Source organism: Catellatospora paridis (assembly GCF_009720365.1).
Classification (GTDB): Bacteria; Actinomycetota; Actinomycetes; order Mycobacteriales; family Micromonosporaceae; genus Catellatospora; species Catellatospora paridis.
Genome location: NZ_ML769314.1, coordinates 179,372 through 201,771 on the forward strand (window position 1 = coordinate 179,372; position 22,400 = coordinate 201,771).

Annotated in this window: 19 protein-coding genes and 2 tRNA genes; 14 read left to right on the plus strand and 7 right to left on the minus strand. The window is 71.5% G+C overall.

Annotation, left to right across the window (positions count from 1 at the left end; translation table 11 throughout):
• Window positions 1–212: 212 nt before the first annotated feature.
• A complete protein-coding gene (locus tag F9C41_RS09910; protein ID WP_155386408.1) occupies window positions 213–3,056 on the plus strand; it encodes a glycoside hydrolase family 9 protein in 2,844 nt (947 codons plus the stop codon).
• 197 nt (window positions 3,057–3,253) lie between these two features.
• On the opposite strand, the gene F9C41_RS09915 is transcribed toward F9C41_RS09910, so the two are convergent.
• Window positions 3,254–4,336 carry a DUF1996 domain-containing protein gene (locus tag F9C41_RS09915; RefSeq protein ID WP_230689469.1) on the minus strand — a complete coding sequence of 361 codons (1,083 nt, stop codon included), beginning with the start codon at window positions 4,334–4,336 and terminating at the stop codon, window positions 3,254–3,256.
• Between the two features lie 106 nt (window positions 4,337–4,442).
• On the minus strand, window positions 4,443–5,153 hold the full coding sequence (locus F9C41_RS09920) for a DUF4142 domain-containing protein (protein ID WP_155386410.1): 711 nt from the start codon (window positions 5,151–5,153) through the stop codon (window positions 4,443–4,445).
• A 292-nt stretch (window positions 5,154–5,445) separates the two neighbouring features.
• Between F9C41_RS09920 and F9C41_RS09925 the strand changes: the two genes are divergently transcribed.
• The 3 genes from F9C41_RS09925 to F9C41_RS09935 are packed head-to-tail and all read left to right on the plus strand — an operon-like array spanning window position 5,446 to window position 8,401.
• Window positions 5,446–6,459 carry a ferric reductase-like transmembrane domain-containing protein gene (locus tag F9C41_RS09925; protein ID WP_196279701.1) on the plus strand — a complete coding sequence of 338 codons (1,014 nt, stop codon included), beginning with the start codon at window positions 5,446–5,448 and terminating at the stop codon, window positions 6,457–6,459.
• Window positions 6,456–7,715 (plus strand): NAD(P)/FAD-dependent oxidoreductase, encoded by a 1,260-nt coding sequence (locus tag F9C41_RS09930; protein WP_196279702.1) that lies wholly within the window; start codon window positions 6,456–6,458, stop codon window positions 7,713–7,715. The genes F9C41_RS09925 and F9C41_RS09930 overlap by 4 nt, the downstream gene beginning before the upstream one ends.
• Window positions 7,716–7,735: 20 nt before the next feature.
• Window positions 7,736–8,401, plus strand: coding sequence for a hypothetical protein (locus F9C41_RS09935; protein WP_155386413.1), 666 nt, complete (start codon window positions 7,736–7,738; stop codon window positions 8,399–8,401).
• A gap of 75 nt (window positions 8,402–8,476) precedes the next feature.
• Here the strand turns inward: F9C41_RS09935 and F9C41_RS09940 are convergent, their stop codons facing one another.
• A complete protein-coding gene (locus tag F9C41_RS09940) occupies window positions 8,477–9,880 on the minus strand; it encodes a carbohydrate-binding protein (RefSeq protein WP_407924681.1) in 1,404 nt (467 codons plus the stop codon).
• A gap of 226 nt (window positions 9,881–10,106) precedes the next feature.
• On the opposite strand from F9C41_RS09940, the gene F9C41_RS09945 reads away from it, so the two are divergent.
• On the plus strand, window positions 10,107–11,324 hold the full coding sequence (locus tag F9C41_RS09945) for a deoxyguanosinetriphosphate triphosphohydrolase (RefSeq protein ID WP_155386415.1): 1,218 nt from the start codon (window positions 10,107–10,109) through the stop codon (window positions 11,322–11,324).
• Between the two features lie 10 nt (window positions 11,325–11,334).
• Here the strand turns inward: F9C41_RS09945 and F9C41_RS09950 are convergent, their stop codons facing one another.
• Complete coding sequence (locus F9C41_RS09950) at window positions 11,335–12,060, minus strand: hypothetical protein (protein ID WP_155386416.1); 726 nt, start codon at window positions 12,058–12,060, stop codon at window positions 11,335–11,337.
• A 55-nt stretch (window positions 12,061–12,115) separates the two neighbouring features.
• Here F9C41_RS09950 and dnaG point away from each other — a divergent pair, with 55 nt between their 5' ends.
• From dnaG to F9C41_RS09980, 6 genes are all read left to right on the plus strand, one after another.
• Entirely contained in the window at window positions 12,116–13,960 is a 1,845-nt protein-coding gene (dnaG, locus tag F9C41_RS09955; protein WP_330164745.1) for a DNA primase, read from the plus strand.
• Window positions 13,961–13,965: 5 nt separating this feature from the next.
• Window positions 13,966–14,478, plus strand: coding sequence for a hypothetical protein (locus F9C41_RS09960; RefSeq protein ID WP_407924690.1), 513 nt, complete (start codon window positions 13,966–13,968; stop codon window positions 14,476–14,478).
• Window positions 14,479–14,702: 224 nt separating this feature from the next.
• Complete coding sequence (locus F9C41_RS09965) at window positions 14,703–15,617, plus strand: ABC transporter ATP-binding protein (protein ID WP_155386900.1); 915 nt, start codon at window positions 14,703–14,705, stop codon at window positions 15,615–15,617.
• Window positions 15,617–16,372, plus strand: coding sequence for an ABC transporter permease (locus F9C41_RS09970; RefSeq protein WP_155386419.1), 756 nt, complete (start codon window positions 15,617–15,619; stop codon window positions 16,370–16,372). Before F9C41_RS09965 ends, F9C41_RS09970 begins: the two co-directional genes overlap by 1 nt.
• 11 nt (window positions 16,373–16,383) lie before the next feature.
• Window positions 16,384–17,205, plus strand: coding sequence for an ABC transporter permease (locus F9C41_RS09975; RefSeq protein ID WP_155386420.1), 822 nt, complete (start codon window positions 16,384–16,386; stop codon window positions 17,203–17,205).
• A 163-nt stretch (window positions 17,206–17,368) separates the two neighbouring features.
• Window positions 17,369–18,298 carry a hypothetical protein gene (locus F9C41_RS09980; RefSeq protein WP_155386421.1) on the plus strand — a complete coding sequence of 310 codons (930 nt, stop codon included), beginning with the start codon at window positions 17,369–17,371 and terminating at the stop codon, window positions 18,296–18,298.
• A gap of 17 nt (window positions 18,299–18,315) precedes the next feature.
• Here the strand turns inward: F9C41_RS09980 and F9C41_RS09985 are convergent, their stop codons facing one another.
• On the minus strand, window positions 18,316–18,522 hold the full coding sequence (locus F9C41_RS09985; RefSeq protein ID WP_155386422.1) for a hypothetical protein: 207 nt from the start codon (window positions 18,520–18,522) through the stop codon (window positions 18,316–18,318).
• Between the two features lie 168 nt (window positions 18,523–18,690).
• Between F9C41_RS09985 and F9C41_RS09990 the strand changes: the two genes are divergently transcribed.
• Window positions 18,691–18,763 (plus strand) — tRNA-Asn (locus F9C41_RS09990).
• A gap of 180 nt (window positions 18,764–18,943) precedes the next feature.
• Window positions 18,944–20,419, plus strand: a complete 1,476-nt coding sequence (locus tag F9C41_RS09995; RefSeq protein WP_155386423.1) for a hypothetical protein — start codon at window positions 18,944–18,946, stop codon at window positions 20,417–20,419.
• Window positions 20,420–20,479: 60 nt separating this feature from the next.
• Here F9C41_RS09995 and F9C41_RS10000 read toward each other — a convergent pair whose 3' ends face one another.
• On the minus strand, window positions 20,480–21,295 hold the full coding sequence (locus F9C41_RS10000; RefSeq protein WP_196279703.1) for a serine/threonine protein kinase: 816 nt from the start codon (window positions 21,293–21,295) through the stop codon (window positions 20,480–20,482).
• 156 nt (window positions 21,296–21,451) lie between these two features.
• Between F9C41_RS10000 and F9C41_RS10005 the strand changes: the two genes are divergently transcribed.
• Window positions 21,452–21,525, plus strand: a tRNA-Ile gene (locus tag F9C41_RS10005).
• A 117-nt stretch (window positions 21,526–21,642) separates the two neighbouring features.
• Here the strand turns inward: F9C41_RS10005 and F9C41_RS10010 are convergent.
• Window positions 21,643–22,314 carry a type 1 periplasmic-binding domain-containing protein gene (locus tag F9C41_RS10010; protein ID WP_155386424.1) on the minus strand — a complete coding sequence of 224 codons (672 nt, stop codon included), beginning with the start codon at window positions 22,312–22,314 and terminating at the stop codon, window positions 21,643–21,645.
• Between the last annotated feature and the right edge of the window lie 86 nt (window positions 22,315–22,400).

The following is a 22,400-nucleotide window of genomic DNA, read 5'->3' on the forward strand; positions in this document are numbered from 1 at the left end:
TCATCGGATACCTGCTGGTCATTGACGCTTCACATGCGCGTGACATCCGGCTACATTGGTCCGCAGTTGTGGGAGCGCTCCCGCAATCTTCCGCCCGATCACTCACCGTGCCTGGCCACCGCGTCGGGCGGGGTAGGACGCGCCCACGTCCGATCCCGCGCCGTCCCGTCGTGGTCCGTCCAGGTGCGGCTCCACGTACGAGGAGTCCCGCCATGCCCGACGCACGACCACACTGGGGACGCCGACTGGCGGCGACCGCCGCCGCGGCGCTGACCGCGGCGAGTTTCGCCGTCGCGGTCAGCCCCGGCCCGGCCGCCGCCGCGCCGACCTTCAACTACGCCGAGGCGCTGCAGAAGTCGCTGTACTTCTACGAGGCCCAGATCGCCGGCCCCAAGCCCGCCTGGAGCCGGGTGTCCTGGCGCGGCGACTCCGCGATGAACGACGGCTCCGACGTGGGCCTCAACCTGACCGGCGGCTGGTTCGACGCCGGTGACCACGTCAAGTTCGGCTTCCCGATGGCGTTCACCACCACGATGCTGGCCTGGGGCGCGGTCGAGTACCGGGCCGGTTACGCCGCCTCCGGGCAGCTCACCCAGCTGCTGAACAACCTGCGGGTGCCCAACGACTACTTCATCAAGGCCCACCCGTCGGCCAACGTCCTCTACGGACAGATCGGCAAGGGCGACGACGACCACAAGTGGTGGGGCCCGGCCGAGGTGATGCCGATGGCGCGGCCGGCGTACAAGATCGATGCCAGCTGCGGCGGGGCTGACCTCGCGGGGGAGACCGCGGCCGCGATGGCCGCCTCGTCGATGGTGTTCCGGCCCACCGACCCCACCTACGCCGACACCCTGGTCACGCACGCCAAGCAGCTGTACACGTTCGCCGACACGGTGCGCCAGACCTACCACTCCTGCATCACCGACGCGACGAACTTCTACAAGTCGTGGAGCGGCTACACCGACGAGCTGGTGTGGGGCGGGATCTGGCTCTACCGGGCCACCGGCGATGCGTCCTACCTGGCCAAGGCCGAGGCGGCGTACGACAGCCTGGGCACAGAGCCGCAGACCACCACCCGCTCCTACAAGTGGACGCTGGCCTGGGACAACAAGCAGTTCGGCGCGTACGTGCTGCTGGCCAACCTGACCGGCAAGCAGAAGTACGTCGACGACGCCAACCGCTGGCTGGACTACTGGACCGTCGGCGTCAACGGCGAGAAGATCCGCACCTCGCCCGGCGGCATGGCCGTGCTCGACAGCTGGGGCGCGCTGCGCTACGCCGCGAACACGTCGTTCGCCGCGCTGGTCTACAGCGACAAGACGACCGACACCGCGCGCAAGGCGCGCTACCACGACTTCGCGGTCCGCCAGATCAACTACGCGCTCGGCGACAACCCGCGCAGCTCCTCGTACATGATCGGCTTCGGGGTCAACTCGCCGAAGAACCCGCACCACCGCACCGCGCACGGCTCGTGGTGGGACAGCATGACCGTGCCCGTCGAGACCCGGCACGTGCTGTACGGCGCGCTGGTCGGCGGCCCGTCCTCGCCCGACGACGCCTACTCCGACGTGCGCAACGACTACGTGATGAACGAGGTCGCCACCGACTACAACGCCGGTCTGACCTCCGCGCTGGCCCGGCTGTCGCAGGAGTACGGCGGCAACCCGCTGGCCGGCTTCCCCGGTGTGCAGGCCCCGGACATGGACGAGATGACCGTCGAGACCACGCTGACGGCCGACCTGCGCGAGACCCGGGTCAAGGCGATCGTCTACAACAAGTCGGCGTTCCCGGCCCGCGCGCTGACCACGGCGAAGTTCCGCTACTACTTCACCCGTGACGACGCGAGCGCCGTCGTGGTGACCTCCGGCTACACCCAGGGCTGCCCGTCGCCGAGCACGGCGAAGCAGGCCCAGGGCAACCTCTGGTACGTCGAGGTCGACTGCACCGGATACAGCATCGCGCCGGCCGGGCAGTCGCAGCACCGGATGGAGGTGCAGTTCAAGGTCGGCGTCGGCGAGGGCGGCACCTGGAGCCCCGGCAACGACCCGTCGTACCTGGCCACCGCGGGGGTGAACCCGGGCGTGCCGCTGTACCACGGCGGCGTGCGGATCTGGGGCAACGAACCCAGCACCACGCCTGACACGACCGCGCCCAGCGTGCCCGGCACCCCGAGCGCATCCGGCGTCACCACCACCGGGCTGACCCTGGCCTGGGCGGGCTCGACCGACACCGGCGGCAGCGGCCTGGCCGGCTACGACGTCTACCGGGAGGCGGGCTCGACCGACGTGCTGGTCGGCTCGCCGACCGCGGCCACCCTGTCGCTGACCGGGCTCACCCCGAACACCTCGTACACCTACTACGTGGTGGCCAAGGACGGGGCGGGCAACCGCTCGGCGGCGTCGGCCCCGGCGACCTTCACCACGCTGATCGCCGACCCGGTCGACACCACGCCGCCGAGCACGCCGGGCACGCCCGTCGCGTCCGCGGTGACCTCCAGCGGCCTCACCCTGACCTGGACCGGCTCCACCGACAACGTCGGCGTCACCGGCTACCGGGTCTACCGCGAGGCCGGCACGACGGACGCGCTGCTGGCCACGGTCACGGGTACCACGTACGCGGTGTCCGGGCTGGCCGCCGCCACGGCGTACCAGTTCTACGTGGTCGCGGTCGACGCGGCGGGCAACGCCTCGACGCCGTCGAGCGCGGTGTCGGCGACGACCCTGCCGAACAGCCCGGCGGGCAGCTGCCAGGTCACGTACGGCAGCAACGACTGGGGCACCGGCTTCACGGGCAACGTGACGATCAAGAACACCGGCACGGCCGCGATCAACGGCTGGACGCTGCGGTTCTCGTTCACCGCCGGGCAGCAGGTGACCCAGTCCTGGTCGTCGAAGTACACCCAGACCGGGGCGGACGTCGCGATCACCAACGAGGGCTGGAACGGCACGCTCGCCGCCGGGGCGTCCACGTCGTTCGGCTTCAACGCCACGCACACCGGCAGCAACCCGCGGCCGGCGGCGTTCACCGTCAACGGCGCCACCTGCACCATCGGGTGACGTCCTCGGCCCGCGCCGCCGCCAGGGGGTGGCGGCGGCGCGGGCACACCGGTCCGAGCCCAAGCGGACCGTCGGGGGTACGCGAGTGCGGCGCGTACCCCCGCCCGGCCCCGCTCCTCCCGCCGGTCGCCACCGCCCGGACACAGCAAGAGGGGGTACGCGGATGCGGTCGCGTACCCCCTTGATCCGGCCCCGGGTCAGCAGCGGCGGCCCCGGTTGATGCAGTCGGTGGCGAACGTGGTCAGCTGCGCCGGCATCACGTTGACGAAGTCGGCGTGGTCGGTGAGCGGGTTGTGGTTCTGCTCGGGGAAGGTGTCCAGCGCGAACGACCGCCCGCGCGGCACGCTGTAGGTCAGCGTCATGCGCAGCTGCGCGATCGGCTTGGTGCCCTCCGGGCAGCGCCCGTCCGCGGCGGGGAAGACCACGTGCGCGCGGTGGTTGGCGCTGTCCGTGTTGACGCCGTCCCAGCAGCTCGGGAAGTCCAGGATGCGCTGCACCTGGCTGCCCTGCGGGCACAGCGGGTACTTCGCGGTGCGCCGGTTCGTGAAGCCGGTGCAGGTCCACTGGGCCTTGGCGTTCGCCGGGCCGTTGGTGACGGCCTTGGCGTCGCCGGTGATCAGCCGGATGAAGTCCGGCATCGCGGTCACCTTCGCGAACCGGTTGCCGCGGAACTCCAGCCGCACCGACGCCGGACGCAGGATGCGGCCGATGTTGCCGTCGTTCCCGCCGCCGTCGGCGGTCGCGTCGTTGCCGACGGTGCCGCGCTGGCGCAGCACCGGCCAGTAGTAGGTGGAGCGGTCGTCACGCCGGCAGGTGGTGCCCGCCGCGGCGAGGCTCTCGTTGGTGGAGTTGCCGTCCGCGGACAGGTTGCCGACGTAGTCGTGCGTGTGATGAGCGCCGTTGAACACGCCCGGCGCGACGATGAAGTTGTCGGGGTTGCGGTGGTCGTTGAGATTGCGACCGCACTGCGAGGTGAACGTGCCCGCCGAGCCCTCCGCGGTCGTACGGCGCTCGCGCACGTTGGGCGGGATCGAGCGGATGTCGACGAAGTCGCCGGCGACAGGCGGACCGGTCGGGGCGTGGCAGCGCGCGGGCGCGCGCGGCTTGGTGCACTCGGCGTCGGGACCCTGGTCGTTCGGGATGCGGGCGGCCGCCGCGAGCGCCGCCGGGACCTCGGCGGCGGGTTTGGCGCCGTCGCCCGTCGCGGCCTGCGAGACCTGGCTGATGGTGGCCAGCACGGTCGCGGCGATCAGCACGATCACCGCGGCCAGTAATCGCACTGCGCGAGGTTCCATGCGGTGCCGGGGGGAGTGACTGCGTGCCATGGGGTGTCCTTCCGGGGAGGTGGGTTCCGGGTGCGCCGCTGTCGGCGGCGGGCGCACCGGGTCAGCGGGGGTGCCTGATGCGGGCCGCGGTGACCGCGCCGGCGGCCAGGGCGGCTGCCAGGATCAGCCAGATCAGCGGGGCGGGCGGGCCGCCGGTGCGGCGGGCCGCGGCGGCGACGGGTGTCGGCGGCGCGGGCAGGGACGTGTAGTCGACCAGTCCGGTGCTCTCCAGGTACGTCATGTGCCGCATCACGATCGTCACGGCCTGCTGGGCGAACTCGCGGATCACCTCGTTGCGGGTGCCCGCGCGGACCGCCGCGACAACGCTGAAGACCTTGCCGTGCGCGACGCGCAGGCGGGCGGTGAAGACGTTGTCCCACGCCGCACCGCGCAGCCCGTTCAGCTCGTCGAGCCAGCTCTGCTGCTCGGCGTTGGGCCGGTCGGGCAGCGGCACCCCCAGCCGGTCGGCGACCTTGAGCACCTCGGCATCCAGCGCGATGTGCTCGCCACTGATGTGGTGGCCGATCTCCTTGACCTTCTCGCTGCGGGCGCGGTCCTGGGCCTGCTTGCCGGCGGGGGCCTCCCAGAGCCCGGCGAGGCGCACGCGGACCAGCAGGTCCCGGTCGGCGGGACCGAGCGGTCCGAACTCGGTGACGGTCCAGCCGGGCTCGAGTCCCTCGGCATGGGCGGCCGGCGGTGGGGTGAGCGTCACCACGACGGCGAGGGCCGCGAGCGCTGCGATCGCCGCGGTCCGGGCGAGGCGAATGTCCATCAGACACCTTTCCGTGTTCGCCCGAATACTCGATGCGACTACCTATTGGTAGCGACAGGAGCCTAGGCGCGACACGGGCTCCGGAGTCAATCCCCAGAGGCTTTGTTAAGCCGTTTTTAGGGTCCGCATAGGACGGACCTAAATTAGTGTGCCCAGTTCGCACAGGGCGTCCGCGATGTGGTCGCAGGCATTGACATTGAGCCGCAAACGGTTGAAGGTGTCGTCCCAAAGGGATCGTGGAAATAATTCACGGTGCCATTCACGCTTATTCGAGCAGAGTAGCGGGACGGTTATGGAGAGTGCTCATGTCATCGCCGCGACGGTGGGATTCACCTCGTTCGGGCTGCTCTGGCTGGCAGTGCTCGGCGGCGTCGCGCTGCGCAACGGATGGGGTCTGAGCCGGATCCGCCGATCCGTGGCATACGCCGCCCATCAGGGCATCGCCCTGATCGGGTTGACGCTGGGCCTGGTGCACGGGATCGCCCAGCTCGCCGTGCCGAACGGCACCATCAGCGTGGTCGAGGTCATCGTGCCGTTCGTGGACACGCACGACCCGGTCGGCGTCGGCGCGGGCGTGCTGGGCCTGGAGCTGGTGCTGGCCGGTGCGATCTCGATCGTGATCCAGCGCCGGCTCGGTTTCAGCCGGTGGCGCGCCGTGCACATGGCCACCTACGTCGGGTTCTCGCTGGTGTCGGCACACGTGCTGATCTCCGGCACGGACACCGGCCCGGCCTGGGTCTGGGGTCCGGTCTACACCGCCTGGCTGGCGACGGTCGCGCTGTGGTTCACCACCTGGCCGCGCCGCAACCGCCGGGTCGAATCCGACAACGTGCTGGCCACCATGCGGCCGGAGCAGCCGCGCGACAGTCTGGTGGTGGACGTGGATCCGGTGCGCTGCGCCCGGTTCGGCTTCTGCGAGCAGGAGTCGCCCGCCGTGTTCAGCCTGCGCAGCGACGGGCGGCTCGACTACACCGCGGCCCCGCCCGCATACCGCCTGGAGGAGGTGGTCCGCGCGGTCGAGGTGTGCCCGGCACGGGCCATCAGCGTCCGGCGTCCGGCCGGGACCGCGCCGGCCGCGCCCGTGCCGCCCGCGGCGCCGGTGACCCCGCTCATCACGCGCCAGCGCGAGCGAGAGCGCGTCGCCACGCCACCCGCCGACTACGACGACGACGATCGCCGCCCGGCCTTCGAGCCCGCCACCGAACTCGACGAGTTCCGGCAGCGGGCACGCCACAGCCGGGCCCAACACCGCCCAGCCCGCGACCGCTTCCATGTCGCCGACCTGACGAGCGAGGACCAACCGTGAGGCACCGCACATCAGACCTGGACCGGGTCGTCGTCGTCGGCGGCGGACGCGCCGCGGTGGCGGCGGTCGAGGAGTTGGAGCGGCTCGGGTTCACCGGCGCGGTCACCGTGCTGGCCGGTGAGTCGCGCCCGCCGTACCACCGGCCCGCCTGCTCGAAAGGGCTGCTCACCGGACAGCGGCCCGCCGACGTGCTGCTGTCCACCGCGTCCTCCGCGCGTTGGCTGACGGGCCGGGTCGCCGCCGAACTGGATGCCAAGCGCCAGATCGTCTACGCCCAGACCGGCGAGATGTACGTGTACGACGCGCTGATCGTCGCGACCGGCGCCCGGCCGGTCATGCCGGACGCCTGGCCGGTCGGCGAGCCCGGCCTGCACAGCCTGCACAGCATCGACGACGCGCTGAGCCTGGCCGCCGATCTGCGCAAGGCGCAGCGGGTCGCGGTCGTCGGCGCCGGGCTGACCGGCTGCGAGGCCGCCTACGTGGTGCGCTCGCTGGCCCGCGAATGCATCATGATCGACTCGAACCCGCAGGTCATGACACGCGCCGTCGGGTCCGTGACGGGCGGGCTGATCGCCGACACGATGCGGCACGAAGGCGTGCGCATGCGTCTCGGCCGCCGGGTGAAAGGCCTGGCCCGCGGACGCCGCGGCTGGCGGCTCGACCTCGACGACGGCTCGCACGTCGACGCCGACGTGGTCATCGCCACGCTGGGGGAGCGGCCGGACACCGACTGGTTCACCGCCCGCCACGCCGACACCAGCGACGGCCTGCTCTGCGACGAGAGCCTGCGGGTACAGGGCGTGGACCAGGTGGTCGCCGCCGGTGCGGTGGCCCGCTGGCCCAACGCCTGGTACGGCGACAAGCCCGCCCGCGTCGACCAGTGGATCGCCGCCATGGAGCTGGGTCAGGCCGCCGCCCGCACGCTGCTGTCCGGCTCGCGCGCCGCGCCCGCCGTCGGGGTCCTGCCGCGCTACTGGTCCGACCTGTTCGGGCTGCGCATCCAGGTCTGCGGCCGGATCGACAAGGCCGAGGAGGTCGCCGTCACCGAACTGCGCCCCGGCCGCCGCGACATCGCCCGCGGCGGGGTGCTCGCCGCACACCGCCGCGACGGTGTGACCTCCGGGGTGGTCGCGGTCAACGCGCCGCGGCAGTTCACCACGCTCGCCCGCGCGATGCGGGAGGCGGGCCCGGCCCGCCCGCTCGTGTCGCTGCCCGCCGTCATCCCGAACCAGCGCCGCTTGAGCCTGGTCGGTTGAGAGAGAAGGGAAGTCCTCCGATGCTGCGAAGTGTTCGCGTTGTACTCGCCGCCACGCTCCTGCTGGTCCCGATGGGCGCCATGACGGCGTGCGCGGGCCTGCGCGACGGGCCCGCGCCGATCAACCAGCCCGCACCGTCCCCGCTCGGGCCGGCGGAGAACGAGCCCGCCGCCGAGGTGATCGCCGCCGTCGGCAGCCCGACCGCGGAGCTGCGTGCCAAGAAGATCGCGAAGATGGGCGACATCGTCACCGACGCCGACGGCTTCGTGCTCTACCGGTTCGACAAGGACACCGCCGACCCGCCGGCCAGCAACTGCTCCGGCGACTGCGCCGCGGTCTGGCCGCCGGTGCTGGTCGACGAGAACCTGAAGCTGACCGGGCTCGACGCCAAGCTCGTCGGCACGGTCGAGCGGGAGGACGGCGCCACCCAGGTCACCCTCGCCGGTTGGCCGCTCTACCGCTACCTGGGCGACAAGAAGGCCGGGCAGTGGAAGGGCCAGGCCGTCGGCGGAGTCTGGTTCGTCGTCGCGCCGACCGGCAAGAAGAACCTGTCCTGCCTGCCCACGGCGACCCCGGTGCCGGTGCCCCCGCCGGGCACGGCCGCATCCCCGGCCGCGGCTCCGCCCGCCTCGCCGGCGGCACCTGCCGCCGCCTCCCCGACCCCCGACGAGATTTACACCTACTGACCAGGGCGTACGCGGTGCGGCGGGAGGGGCGGTTGCCGCCCCTCCCGCCGACCACACCGGGCAGGGTCTGCCGGCTCAGCGCCGGAACCGGAACCAGTCGATGTTGACGTAGTCGTTGGGCTGCCCGCTGGAGAAGGTCAGGTAGACCGTGTGCGTGCCGGTCACCGAGCCCACGTTCGCGGGTATCTCCCGCCAGCTCGTCCAGCCGCCCGTGTTGGCGATGGCGAAACTGCCGATGGGCGCGTTGGACAGGCTGTCGATCCGCACCTCGACCAGGCCGCTGATGCCGCCCGCGGCACCCGAGGCAGCTCTGGTGACGAAGTCCAGCGGCCTCGGCGAGCCGAAGTTCACGCCGTCGAAGCGCAGGTTGTCACCGTTGCCGATGGCGCCGACGTAGTAGCCCTCGTAGATCGTGGTGCCGGTCTGGGCGTTGCGGCTCTCGGCCTGGATGTTGGCGTACGCGTCGCGGTTGCCCCCGCCCGGCGGCGGCGACTGCGGCGGGCTGGCCGGCGGCGACGACGGCGGCGTGGTGCCGCCCGTGGTCTGGTAGACGGCCACGTAGTCGACCCGCATCGGCTGACCCGAGACGGTGCTGCCGGTCGGCGTCGCCGAACCCGCCACGCCGTTCGGGAACGCGCCGCCCATCGCCACGTTGAGCAGCAGGAAGTAGCCGGCGTGCGAGGTCATCGCGGACCAGTACGAGCCGACCTGGCTCTGGTTCACGGTGTGGTACAGCGTGCCGTCGACGTACCAGCGCAGCTGCTGGGCGTTCTCGTTGGTGCGGTCCCACTCGAACCGGTACGTGTGGAACGCCGACTGGCAGGTGCTGCCAGGGCAGGCGCGGCTCGTGCCGATGCCGTTGAACTCGTTGCACGGCCCGCCGGGTGCGACGCCGCAGTGCAGCACGCCCCACACCGAGTTGATGCCGTTGACGTTCTCCATGATGTCGAACTCGCCGACGCCCGGCCAGTTCTGGTAGTTGCCCCGGTACGGTGCGCCCAGCGCCCAGAACGCGGGCCAGTAGCCGGCGGCCGCGGCCCCGGTCACGTTGGGCATCTGGATGCGGCCCTCGATGCGCAGGACGCGCCCGGCCGCCGGCTTGAAGTCCGTGCGGACCGTCTCGATGCGCGACGAGGTCCAGCTGGAACCGTTGCGGATGGGCGTGATCAGCAGGTTGCCCGCGCCGTCGTGGCGGACGTTGTTGGTGCTGTTGGTGTACGTCTGGATCTCACCGGTGCCCCATTGGGCGGGGCCGCCGGGGTAGGACGTGCCGGTGTCGATGATCCAGTTGCCGGACGACGGCAGCGTGTTGTTCGCGCCGTTGAAGTCGTCGCTCCACACCAGCTGCCAGCCCGAGGGCGTGGACGGCAGTGAGGCGTGCGCGGGGATCGCGTTGACCGCGGCGGCCGCCGCGGCGACCAGGACGGCCAGACCGGCGGCGAACAGCGCCGTGCGGCGGCCGGAGAATCGCGTGCTCATCAGGGCTTTCTCCTCCTGGGGAAGAGGGTGGCCCGCACGCCGTGGGCTCGGCATGGGCGGCGGACCGGGGACCGTGGACGGTTGTGAGAGCGCTCTCTTGTCCCATCACTTAACGTCCCCGCAACATGAATGTCAATAACCATCGATGCCAACGTGGACGATGCCGGTCGGCTGACGTTCACCGCGCGTGCGCGATAAAGCGGGGCGCGGTCAGTAGTCTTGGCAGATGGTTGATCCCAGCGAGCGGTTCATCCCCGAGCCTTCGAAGGACACCGGCTTCGGCCGCAGCCCGTACGAGCGCGACCGGGCGCGGGTGCTGCACTCGGCCGGGTTCCGGCGGCTGGCCGCCAAGACCCAGGTGCACACCGCGGGCAGTGGCGACTTCCTGCGTACCCGGTTGACGCACTCGCTCGAGGTGGCGCAGATCGCCCGCGAGATGGGCGCGCGGCTGGGCTGTGACGCCGATGTCGTCGACGTCGCCGGGCTGGCCCATGACCTGGGGCATCCGCCCTTCGGGCACAACGGCGAGGATGCGCTCGACGAGGTCAGCAGGGCCTGGGGCGGGTTCGAGGGCAACGCGCAGACGCTGCGGGTGCTCACCCGGCTGGAGGCCAAGGTGGAGGGCGCGGGGCTCAACCTGACCCGGGCCTCGCTGGATGCGACCTGCAAGTATCCGTGGCCGCGCCGGGAGGGCACCCGCAAGTTCGGGGTGTACGCCGACGACGGCCCGGTCTTCGACTGGGTGCGGCTGGGGGCGCCCGACGACGACCGGCGCTGCCTGGAAGCGCAGGTCATGGACTGGTCCGACGACGTGGCGTATTCGGTGCACGACGTCGAGGACGGCCTCTACTCCGGGTTCATCGAGCTGCAGCCGCTGCTGCTGGACGCCGACGAGCGGGCCGCCCTGTGCGCGGACGTGGCGCAGGTGTACTCACCCGAGTCGCCGGCGCTGCTGCACGAGGCGCTGATCGAGCTGCTGGCCGATCCGGTCGTCGCGCCGCTGGCCGGTTACGACGGTTCGTTCAAGGCGCAGCTGGCGCTCAAGCGCTGCACCAGCGTCCTGACCGGACGGTTCGTGGCCGCCGCGGTCGACGCCACCCGCGAGAAGTACGGCGACGGCATGCTGCGCCGCTACGACGCCGACCTGATCGTGCCGCAGGCCGCCCGCATCCGCTGCGCCCTGCTCAAGGGCATAGCGCTGCGCTACGTGATGCGGCGTCGCGGCATGGAGCCGTGGTACGACGAGCAGCGCCAGATCCTGCGCGACCTGGTGCGGGTGCTGGCCGAGCGGGCCCCGGCCGAGCTGGACCCGGTCTTCGCCCCGCTGTGGCGGGAGGCCGCCGACGACACGGCCCGCTGCCGCGTCGTCGTCGACCAGGTCGCCTCCCTCACCGACCCTGCGGCGCAGGCCTGGCATCAGCGGCTGACCATTGCCGGTGCCTGACCGCTACGCGCTACGGAGTCAGGTGCGGCGCGGACTGGTCCGGGATTTCGGGGCGGGTGAGTCGGGGGAGGGGGCGGTCGGCGAGCAGGCGCTGGTTCCCGGCGAAGTTGGCCCGGACGGTGCGGCTGACCCACCACAGGTGCAGGGCCGCGGCGGCGGCGAACAACGCCAGGGCGAGGACGGTCACCGCCCAGCCGGGCGCTCGCGCGGCGGCGGCGAGCAGGCCGCCGCCCATCGCGAACAGGGCGCTGTTGACCAGGCCGATGGTGGCGGCCAGGCCGACCGCGTCGCGCATGCGCAGGTGGAAGCGGCTGGCCGGCGGCGGGAACAGCCCGTTGTCGTCGAGGGTGGGGAGCAGGACGAACGGGGCCAGGTCCGGGGCGCGCCGCACCAGGTAGGTGCGCAGCGTCTGCTCGGCGAGGCCGTAGCGCTGGGACGCGCCGGTGTAGCGCAGCTGGCGAGCGAACACGGCCGGGCCCATCAGCAGCACCAGCGTGCCGAGCGTCGCGACGGCGCCGATCTTCACGTTCTGGTCGATGGCGCTGCCGAGCAGGCCGGCCGAGACCGCGGCCACGGCGGTGGCGATGACCAGGAAGAAGTTGTACCGGTTGTGGGCCTGGTCGCTGACCGCCCGGCGCATTTCAAGGATCTTGGTGTACTCGGCGAGCGCGACGGTGAGCTCGATGTCGTCGGCGGCGCGGCGGGCGGCGTCGGGCGCGGGGGTGGGATGGGCCACGATCGCACGGTATCGGCTGTGCGCCCGCGTGGCGTCCCCTGGCAGGATGTACCGCATGGCCGGGGGTCGGATCCGTGATGAGGACATCGCGCTCGTACGCGAGCGCAGCTCGATCGTGGACGTGGCCGGTGAGCAGGTCACCCTGAAGAACGCGGGCGGCGGCAACCTCAAGGGGCTGTGCCCGTTCCACGACGAGAAGACCCCGTCGTTCACCGTCTCCCAGGCGCGCAACGTGTGGTTCTGCCACGGCTGCGGCGAGGGCGGCGACGTGATCAACTTCGTGCAGAAGATCGATCACCTGAGTTTCATCGAGTCGGTGGAGCGCCTGGCCGACCGGGCGGGCATCCAGCTGCGCCGGATCGAGGGCGGCCCGGCGGTCGAACGTCCCCAGTACGGCCAGCGCCAGCGCCTGGTCGCCGCGCACGCCGCGGCCCAGGAGTTCTACGCCGAGCAGCTGCTCACGCCGGGGGCGCGGGCGGCCCGGGAGTTCCTGGCCGAGCGGGGCTTCGACCGGGACGCAGCCCAGCGCTACGGCTGCGGGTTCGCGCCCGTGGAGTGGGACCTGCTGGTCAAGCACCTGCGCGGGCTCGGCTTCAGCGCGGCCGAGATGGAGACCGCGGGCCTGGCCCGGCAGGCACGCTCGGGCAGCCTGGTGGACCGGTTCCGCCGCCGCCTGCTGTGGCCGATCCGGGACGTGTCCGGCGACGTGATCGGCTTCGGGGCGCGCAAGCTGTTCGACGACGACGACGGCCCGAAGTACCTGAACACCCCCGAGACGCCGCTGTACAAGAAGTCGCACGTGCTCTACGGCATCGACCAGGCCAAGCGCGAGATCGCCAAGCAGGGCCGGGCGGTGATCGTCGAGGGGTACACCGATGTGATGGCCTGCCACCTGGCCGGGGTGACCACGGCCGTGGCGACGTGCGGCACCTCGTTCGGCACGGACCACATCGGGGTGCTTCGGCGGCTGCTGCTGGACACCGACGCGTACGCCGGAGAGATCATTTTCACCTTCGACGGCGACGCCGCGGGGCAGAAGGCGGCGCTGCGGGCGTTCGGCGACGACCAGCGCTTCGTCGGGCAGACGTTCATCGCGGTCAGCCCGGACGGCATGGACCCCTGCGAGCTGCGCCTGGCCCGGGGCGACCTGGCCGTGCGGGACCTGGTGGCCCGGCGCGAGCCGCTGATCGCGTTCGCGCTGCGCTCCACGCTGACCCGCTACGACCTGGACACGGTCGAGGGCCGGGTGGCCGCGCTGCGGGCCACCGCACCCATGGTCTCCAAGATCAAAGACAGGTCGCTGCTCACCGGGTACGCCCAGAAGCTCGCCGGTGACCTCGGCGTCGACGTCGACCAGGTGCGTACGGCGATCCGCAGCGCCGACGGCGCGAACGTGCCCGCGCCCCGGCCCGCCGCGGCCGCCCCGGACAACCCGCGGCTGGTCGTCGAGCGCGAGGCGCTGAAGTTGGCGATCCAGCAGCCGGTGCTCGCCGGGCCGGTGTTCGACGCGGTCGACGAGACCCTCTACGCGCACCCGCCGTACCGGGACATCCGGGTGGCGATCGCCGCGGCCGGCGGGGCCTGCGCCGGGGTGGCCGGGGCCGGCTGGGTCAACAGCGTGCGCGACGCCTGCTCGGATCTGGCCGCGCAGATGCTGGTCCTGGAGCTGGCGGTGGAACCGGTGCGCTACGACGGCGAGCCGGACTCGGGCTACCTGCACGTGGTCCTGGCCCGCCTCCAGCTCGCCGGGCTCAACCAGCGCATCGGCGAGGTGAAGTCGCGGCTGCAGCGCATCAACCCGGTGACCGAGTCCGACGAGTACCGGGCGCGTTTCACCGAACTCGTCGCCCTGGAGCAGCACTCCCGGGCGCTCAAGGAGAAGGCCGCCGGAGGGCTCTGATGAAGATTCCACTGTTCGGCGGGCGGCGTGTGCTGCCCGCGGAGCGCCGCCCGCAGCTGGCGGCCGACGAGCGCGTGCTGGCCTGGGCCCCGGCGGGCGAGGACACGGTCGTGGCGACCAACCTCGGGCTGTGGTGGGACGAGCAGCGCACCGGCTGGCACCGCATCGACAAGGCGGTCTGGGACGGGGAGACGCTGGTGGTCACCCCGGCCGAGGTGCTCACGGAACGCGCCGGCTACGAGGTGGTCGCCGATGGCACGCCGGTGCGCCTCAAGCTCACCGATCCGCACCACCTGCCGCACCAGGTGCGCCTGCGGGTGACCAGCTCGGTGCAGCAGCCGCAGCACCACGAGCTGCCCGGCGGCGGCGCCTGGATCTTCGCCCGGCGGGTGTCCGGCGTCGACGGCCTGAGCTGGACCGTCCGCTACGACCCGGGCACCGACGGCGAGGACCCGGCGGTCGTCACCGCGACCGACGAGCTGATCGCGGCCGCCCGGGGCGACCTCGGCGACCTCTGACCCCCTGCGCCGCAGCCACCACACCGCGCCGCGCTTCCCCGCCCGGTAGATCGCTGTTTTGGGTCGAGAAGTGGAGTCTGACCACATGCTCTGACCCGTAACGGCGGTCATGCGCCAACGTGCGGGCGCAGTGGCAGCCAGGGTGATCGATGAATCGGGAAAAAGGCCGCGAGATTGTCGGGGCTCGGGGATAGGGTCGCCGCGTGAGTGACCAACGACCCCCGATGATCTATGCCCGCGGCCTGGTCAAGCGGTTCGGCGACTTCACCGCGGTGGACGGCATCGACCTGGAGGTCGCGCCGGGCGAGGCGTTCGGCTTCCTGGGCCCCAACGGCGCCGGCAAGTCCTCCACCATGCGCATGATCGGCTGCGTGTCCACGCCGACCGCCGGTGAGCTGCGCATCCTGGGCATGGACCCGGTGCGGGAGGGTCCGGCGATCCGGGCCCGGCTGGGGGTGTGCCCGCAGACCGACAACCTCGACCCGGACCTCACCGTGTTCGAGAACCTGACCACCTACGCGCGCTACTTCGGCATCCCGCGCGCCGAGGGCCGCCGCCGCGCCACCGAGTTGCTGGAGTTCGTGCAGCTCACGGAGAAGTCGGGCAGCACGGTCGACCCGCTGTCGGGCGGCATGAAGCGCCGGCTCTCCATCGCCCGCGCCATGATCAACGAGCCGGACCTGGTGCTGCTCGACGAGCCCACCACCGGGCTCGACCCGCAGGCCCGCCACCTGCTGTGGGAGCGGCTGTTCCGGCTCAAGCAACGCGGCGTCACCCTCGTGCTCACGACGCACTACATGGACGAGGCCGAGCAGCTCTGCGACCGCCTCGTCGTGATGGACGCCGGCAAGATCGTCGCCGAGGGCTCCCCGCGCCACCTCATCGAGACGTACTCCACCCGCGAGGTCGTCGAGCTGCGCTTCGGCGACGATGCCCCGGCGACGTACGTGGAGAAGCTCGCGGGCATCGGCGAGCGCCTCGATCCGCTGCCGGACCGGCTGCTGCTCTACAGCGCCGACGGCGACGCGGCCGTGAACGAGGTGCACCGGCGCGGCTTCACCCCGTCCAGCGTGCTGGTGCGCCGTTCGACCCTGGAGGACGTGTTCCTGATCCTCACCGGCCGGACGCTGGTCGACTGATGGACGGCACGCTCGCGGTGTTCAACCGGGCGCTGGTCTCGTACCGGCGGCTCTGGCAGGCCTCGGTGTTCTCGTCGTTCATCCTCCCGGTGCTGTTCGTGCTCAGCATCGGCATCGGGGTGGGCGGCTACATCAGCGACGTCGGCGGCGTCAGCTACCTCGACTGGATCGTGCCGGGCGTGCTCGCCTCGACCGCGTTCCAGATGGCGGTGGGTGAGTCCACCTTCCCGGTGCTGGGCGACTTCAAGTGGGTCCGCGGCTTCCATGCCATGCGGGCGACGCCGGTGCGCATCGCGGACATGATCTCCGGATACCAGCTGTACATCGTGTTCCGGGTGCTCATCGCCTCGGTCGTGTTCCTCGGGGTCAGCGCGCTGTTCGGGGCGATCCACTCGCCGTGGGTGGTGCTCACCCCGTTCGTGTGCGCGCTGCTCGGGGTCGCGGTGTCCGCGCCGACCTCGGCGTTCGCGGCGACGATCGAGAACGACAGCTACTTCGCGCTGCTGTTCCGGTTCCTGGTGATCCCGTCGACGCTGTTCGCCGGGGTGTTCTTCCCGGTGTCGCAACTGCCGGAGCTGCTGCGGCCGCTGGCGTACGCGTCGCCGCTGTGGCACGCGGTGGAGCTGTGCCGGGCGGCCACGCTGGGCGTCGCGCCGCCGTGGCCGGTCGCCGCGCACGTGGCATACCTGCTGGCCTGGGCCGGGCTGGGTTACCTGCTGGCGCTGCGCGCCTTCCGCCGACGGCTCTCGGACTGAGGGGACTGACCATGGTCACCACGTATGCCGTCGCGCGGGTCGCCCGCGGCAACCGGCTCTCACCCGCCCGGGTGGGCGCGGTCATCAACCGCAACGTCGGGGCACTGCGCTCCGGTCCCGCGTACTGGCTGGTCCTGGCTTCAGGTTTCTTCGAGCCGGTGCTCTACCTGCTGTCCATCGGGGTCGGGGTCGGCGCGCTCGTCGGCGACCTGACCCTGACCGACGGCGAGGTGCTGCCGTACGCCAACTTCGTCGCCCCGGCCATGCTGGCGGTCTCGGCGATGTCCGGCGCGCTGGCCGAGACGACCTTCAACTTCTTCTTCAAGTTCAAGTACGTCAAGACGTACGACGCCATGCTGGCCACCCCGCTGCGCCCGATGGAGATCGCGGCCGGCGAGCTGACCTGGGCGATGATCCGCGGCTCGCTCTACACCGGGGCGTTCCTGATCGTCATGGTGGCGCTGGGCCTGACCACGCCCGGCTGGGCGCTGCTGGCCTTCCCGGCGACCTGGCTGGTGGGCCTGGCGTTCGGCGCGGTCGGCATGGCGGTGAGCACGTTCATCCGCGGCTGGCAGGACTTCGACCTGATCAGCACCGGGCAGTTCGCGCTGTTCCTGTTCTCCGGCACGTTCTCGCCGGTGCAGGACTACCCGCTGCCGGTGGAGATCCTGATCGCGGCCACCCCGCTCTACCACGCGGTCGAGCTGATCCGGGGCATCACCACCGGCATGCTCACCTGGTCGATGCTCGGCAACGTGGCATACCTGCTGGTCATGCTGGCCGTCGGCCTGTACGTGGCGAGCCGCCGCCTTACCTCGGTGCTCTGCCGTTAAACCTGTTCGGGCGTGAATGAGCGCGTGAACTAGATCATGCTCACGCGCTCATTTGTTAAGTTCTATTTGTCTGATGTGGATCAGGCAGGTACGTTCTCGGCAACACGCCGCCGGGCGGAGGTGACCCATGCGCCTACGACATCCCGACGGACAGACTGTGCACGTGGCGACCGTCGTGTCCGTCGAGAACGTCAAGGACGTGCGCGCACTCCTGAAGACGCTGGACGCCCGGGTCGTGCCGCAGCGCCAGCGCCTGTTCGCGGACGTGCTCAGCGTGAGTCTGCGGCTGAGCCCCATCCTCGCCACCACCCTCGCCTCCTCGCTCGGGCTGCGCCGACGGCTGCGCCACGAGTTGGCCACCCGCCGGCTCGAAGTGGTCACCCTCGACACGGGCCCCGACCTGACGGCGCCCGACGGCAGCTGGCGCACCTGGTGGATGCAGACCCTCGACCTCGCGCGAGTGCTGGTCGACCTGCTGCCCGAGGACAGCGCCCACGGCTCCATCTCCACCACGCTGCCGCGCTCGGCCGCGCCCGCGCTCACCGCAACCGGTGACGAGGCTGACGCGGAGACCGACACCGCCGCCGACGAGGCCAGGCGCGAGCAGCGCGAACGCGAGTGGCAGGTGGCGACCCGGCTGATGGCCGACCTCAGCGGGGGCCTGACCGAGATCGCCTGGCACACCGGCCGGCTCGTCCGGGTCGCGGTCGAAGCCGCGCCGAAGACCCTGATCACCGGCTCGCAGGACGTCGTGCGCCTGCTGGAGCGCGCCGACCCGGCCCGGATCGGCGCCTGCCTGAGCGCCGCGCAGCTGGCCGATGCCAAGGAGAGCCCGGCCCAGGCGCTCACCAGGCTGCGCCGCGCGCGGCTGTCCGTGGTGAAGCTGCGACTGGGGCACCACGGCGACGACACCGATCTCGGCGCGGTGGCCCGCTCGATGCTGGCCGCCGTGCTCGGCGGCGTGCACGCGGGCTGCGACCACATCGAGGTCGGCGGCACCGAGGAGCTGGACGCCGCCCGCGACGAGCTGAGCGCGGTGGGACTCGACGGCGCGGCCGACCGCCCGATGCCGGGAGTGGGCCGCGCCGGTTAGTTCCGCGCGAAGAGGCTTCAGGCCTGCTGGTTCAGCTTGCGTAGGCCCTCGTCGTACAGCTTCGCGGCCTGCGCCTGGACCAGGCCCGCCGCCTCCTGCACCGTGGGGTGCTCCATCACCTTGCGGGTGGTGGCCACCAGCTCGTCGTAGGTCTGGCGTCCGGCTCGGGTGCCGAACACGAACCCGACGGCCGCACCCGCGGCGAACCACACCAGCTTCCCCATCGTGCCTCCTTGACCTCGATCGCGTGATACGTCCCATCCTGCCTGTTGCGGGCACGCCGCGACACCAGACCGGCCAGGGTTACCCGTTTGCCATACCCGGGGGACCGTCCTGTAGTCTTGTCGAGGCGCGCCGCTGAGGAGAGATCCGCAGGGTCGCCAAGAGCACATTCCCCTGTAGCTCAATTGGCAGAGCAGCCGGCTGTTAACCGGCAGGTTCTTGGTTCGAGTCCAAGTGGGGGAGCACCGAAGTCGAAGGCCCCGGGCATTTGCCCGGGGCCTTCGACTATTTAGGGCCCGTCGCATTGAATGCGAATAAAATATTTGTTTGCGCATTTCGCACCTTTTGTGCAGGTCAGGGCACATAAGCTCCGTCTCGGGTGTTTTCCACACCGTCCACCTCGCCCGTTCAGCGGAGGCAAGCATGACGAAACGTCCCTACCACAAGGGCCGGCCGGTGACACGTGCCGCAATACTGAGCCTCGGGCTCGCGGCCGTCCTGGCACCAGTGGCAACGAGCAGCGCACAGGCGGCGGCCCCCGCCCCCCACCTGCGCGCGGCGCTCCAGACGCTCACCACCGACGCAACGCCGGACACGGCGCCGATCAGCGACACCCTGGTGCTCACCGACACGGCCACGCTGACCGACGTCCCGGTGCCCGGCACGCTCGTGTTCCAGCTCTTCGGCCCGGATGACACGGACTGTTCGGGCACCGTGCTCGATGAGACGACGACGCCGGTGACGGTGGCGGACAGTGAAATCACTTCGAACCCGTTCGAGCCGACGACTGTCGGCACCTACCGGTGGACGGTCACCTACACGGCCGGTGACTTCGAGCTCGTCAGCGCGTGCAACGCGGAGAACGAGAGCACGGTCGTCACCCAGGCCGCGCCGACGGTGAGCACCACCGTGTCCGATGACAGCATCACCGTGGGCAATCCGGTCATCGACACCGCCACGCTCACGGGCGGCTTCCAGCCCACCGGCACCATCACCTTCAACGTGTACGGCCCGGGCGACGACGTCTGCGAGAATGCTCCGGTCGACACCTCGACCAGGACGGTGGTCGCCAACGCTTCGTACCAGTCCGACCCGTTCACGCCGACGGTGCCCGGCACCTACCGCTTCCGGGCCGACTACAGCGGTGACGCCAACAACGCCGGCGCCGGCACCGCCTGCAGCGACCCGGCCGAGGACGTGGTCGTCACCCCGCGGGCGACGCCGACGATCACCACCCAGGCGTCTCCCGACGTGAACCTGGGCGGTTCGATCAGCGACACCGCGACCCTGGCCGGGGGCAACAGCCCCACCGGCGTCATCACCTTCACCCTGTTCGGACCGAACGACGCGAACTGTACGGGCGAGCCGGTGACCGACGGCGTCACGGTGAACGGGAACGGCCCGTACCAGTCGGCCGGGATCACCCCGACGCAGCCCGGCACGTACCGGTGGATCGCCGCCTACGGCGGTGACGCGAACAACGCCCCGGCCACCACCGCCTGCAACGACGCGGGTGAGAGCGTCGTCGTCCGCGCGGTGCCGGTGACGCCGACGCTGGTCACCGAGGCGTCGCGGGACACGTTCGTCGGCAAGCCGGTCTCCGACACGGCGACCCTGTCGGGCGGCGTGAACCCGACCGGCACCATCACCTTCAACCTGTACGGGCCGAATGACACGACCTGCTCGCGGACCCCGGTCTTCACCTCCACCGTCACCGTCGACGGCAACGGCGTGTACCCGTCCGGAACCTTCCGGCCCGGCACGCCCGGCACCTACCAGTGGGTCGCCGTCTACACCGGTGACTCCAACAACAGGGCCGTCAGCACCCGCTGCGGCGACCCGGCCGAGCAGGTGGTCGTGCGGAAGAAGACGCCGTACGGCGGCCGCCCCCGGCCGTAAGGCGTGATCATCCTGGTGGGCCCGGCGGTCGCCGGGCCCACCAGTCTGTGTACGGCCAGGTCAGCCCCGTGCCGTCGCGGCTCGCCAGGCCACGGCGAGTTCGTCCACCGTGGCGTGGCGGAGTTCGGGGCGCTGCTCGGTCGCTCTGGCGATCACGGCCAGCTGGCGGTCCGTGCCACGCCAGGCGGCCTCGACGTCGCCGGCGTCCATTAGCAGCCGCAACGTGCGGCCCAGGTTGAACACCGTCGTCCGCTCGTCGATCACCGCGCCGCGGCGGAACTCCTCCGGCGCCATGAACCTGGTCGATCCGGGCAGCCGGTCCGCCTCCAGCGGGAACGGCCCTGGCCGGTACTCGTCCACGTCGACGACGTGCATCCGAAACCCGGCGAAGTCGTAGAGCAGGCAGCCGTCGTAGAGGTCCACCGCGACGAACCCCGCCGCCGCCACCGCGACGTGCGCGTCGAGGACCGCGTCCAGCGCCGCTTCGACCCGGTCCGGCGGCAGCGCGCGGAACCGGGCCATCGCCCCGCCCGGATCCGTGCGCACCGCGGCCCCGCGCGGATCCGTCGGGTACAGCACCCCGCCGTCCAGCCACGGATACACCAGCGCGTGCTCACCCGAGCGCAGCCGGTACGCGGCCAGCGGCGCGGCGATCGCCTCGTGCGCCACGGCCCCGTGCAGCGCCAGGGCACGGCGCAGCAACGAGTCCTGCCCGGCCCGGAAGGTCTTCACGAAGCGCCGCCCGGCAGGGGTGGCCACCCCGTACGAGACGCAGCCGGAGCCCTGCAGCTCGAAGGCGGCGAAGCGGGTGCCCAGGGCGTCGAGCCAGGCGGGCAGGTCGACGTCGACGGGAGCAGGGATCAGTGGGCGCGGCATGTCACGACGGTAGGGGACCGCGTCCGCGGCGGCGATCGGATATCGCGCCCGGCCCTGGCGGACATGTCTGACCGGCCAGGAGTGTCGCACCGATATCGGGCGTGTAAGCAGCGGCGCAGATTCGCTACGCTATGCAGCGCCGGGATCATCCGGCGCGGGGCGGTAGCTCAGCAGGTTAGAGCAGGGGACTCATAATCCCTCGGTCGCGGGTTCGAGTCCCGCCCGCCCCACCGAGCGCCACCCCGTTTGGCCCGTCTGCATGCCGCTTTCCCGGTTGACATATCGTGATCAGTCGATACCTACGTGTCGCCCGACCGCGGCCCGCCGGTCACCGGGAATCAGGCGGGTCAGTGCTGGTCGAGCCAGATCACGATGCCGGTCAGGTCGTTGAGCACGGCCGCGACGCCAGCCCGGATGGCGGCCGCGCAGCGCTCGGCCGTGAACGAGGCGGCGTCGTACGTCGAGGACATGCCGAGTCCCTCGCCGCGGAACGAGGCGCCGGACCAGTCGACCGCGGTGACGTTGTGCGTGGGCTCGGCCAGTTCCGCGCCGACCACGAGGAACTGCTGCGACAGGTGGCTCGCGGTGACCAGCGCGAGCGGGTCGATGAGGTCGTTGCCGGCGCTGACGATGAGGTCCGGGGCCATCTCCAGGGCCCTGGTCACCGCGTGCAGGAGGTCGTGGGGCCCGTCGGGGGTCACCGTCCGCAGGTCGACGTGCTCCTCCTCGGCCCACTGCTCGACCGCCGCCACCAGGGCCTTGGTCGGGGCGTCGGCACCCGCGGTCAGCAGCACCACGCGGTAGTCGGCCGACGGGTGGACGCCGGTCCAGGACCCGGGCCGGGGCGTGATGGTCGCCTCGGGGGCGGGCCGGGCGGAGGGGTCGACGAACCCCGGGCCGAGGGTGCCGACGGCGGTGGGCTTGGCGTGCGGCTGGGACCAGTCGTCGCCGGAGCTGCATCCGGTGACGAACGCGGCGACCGCGGCCAAGATGGCGACGGCCCGAAGCGGAGGGCGCAAGGTGATCGTCCTGGGAGTGGGGAGGGGCTCGGTTCCCCGTATTCCTACCTCAGCGAAAGCCGCTTCCGGCCGCTCGCAGGCCGTCG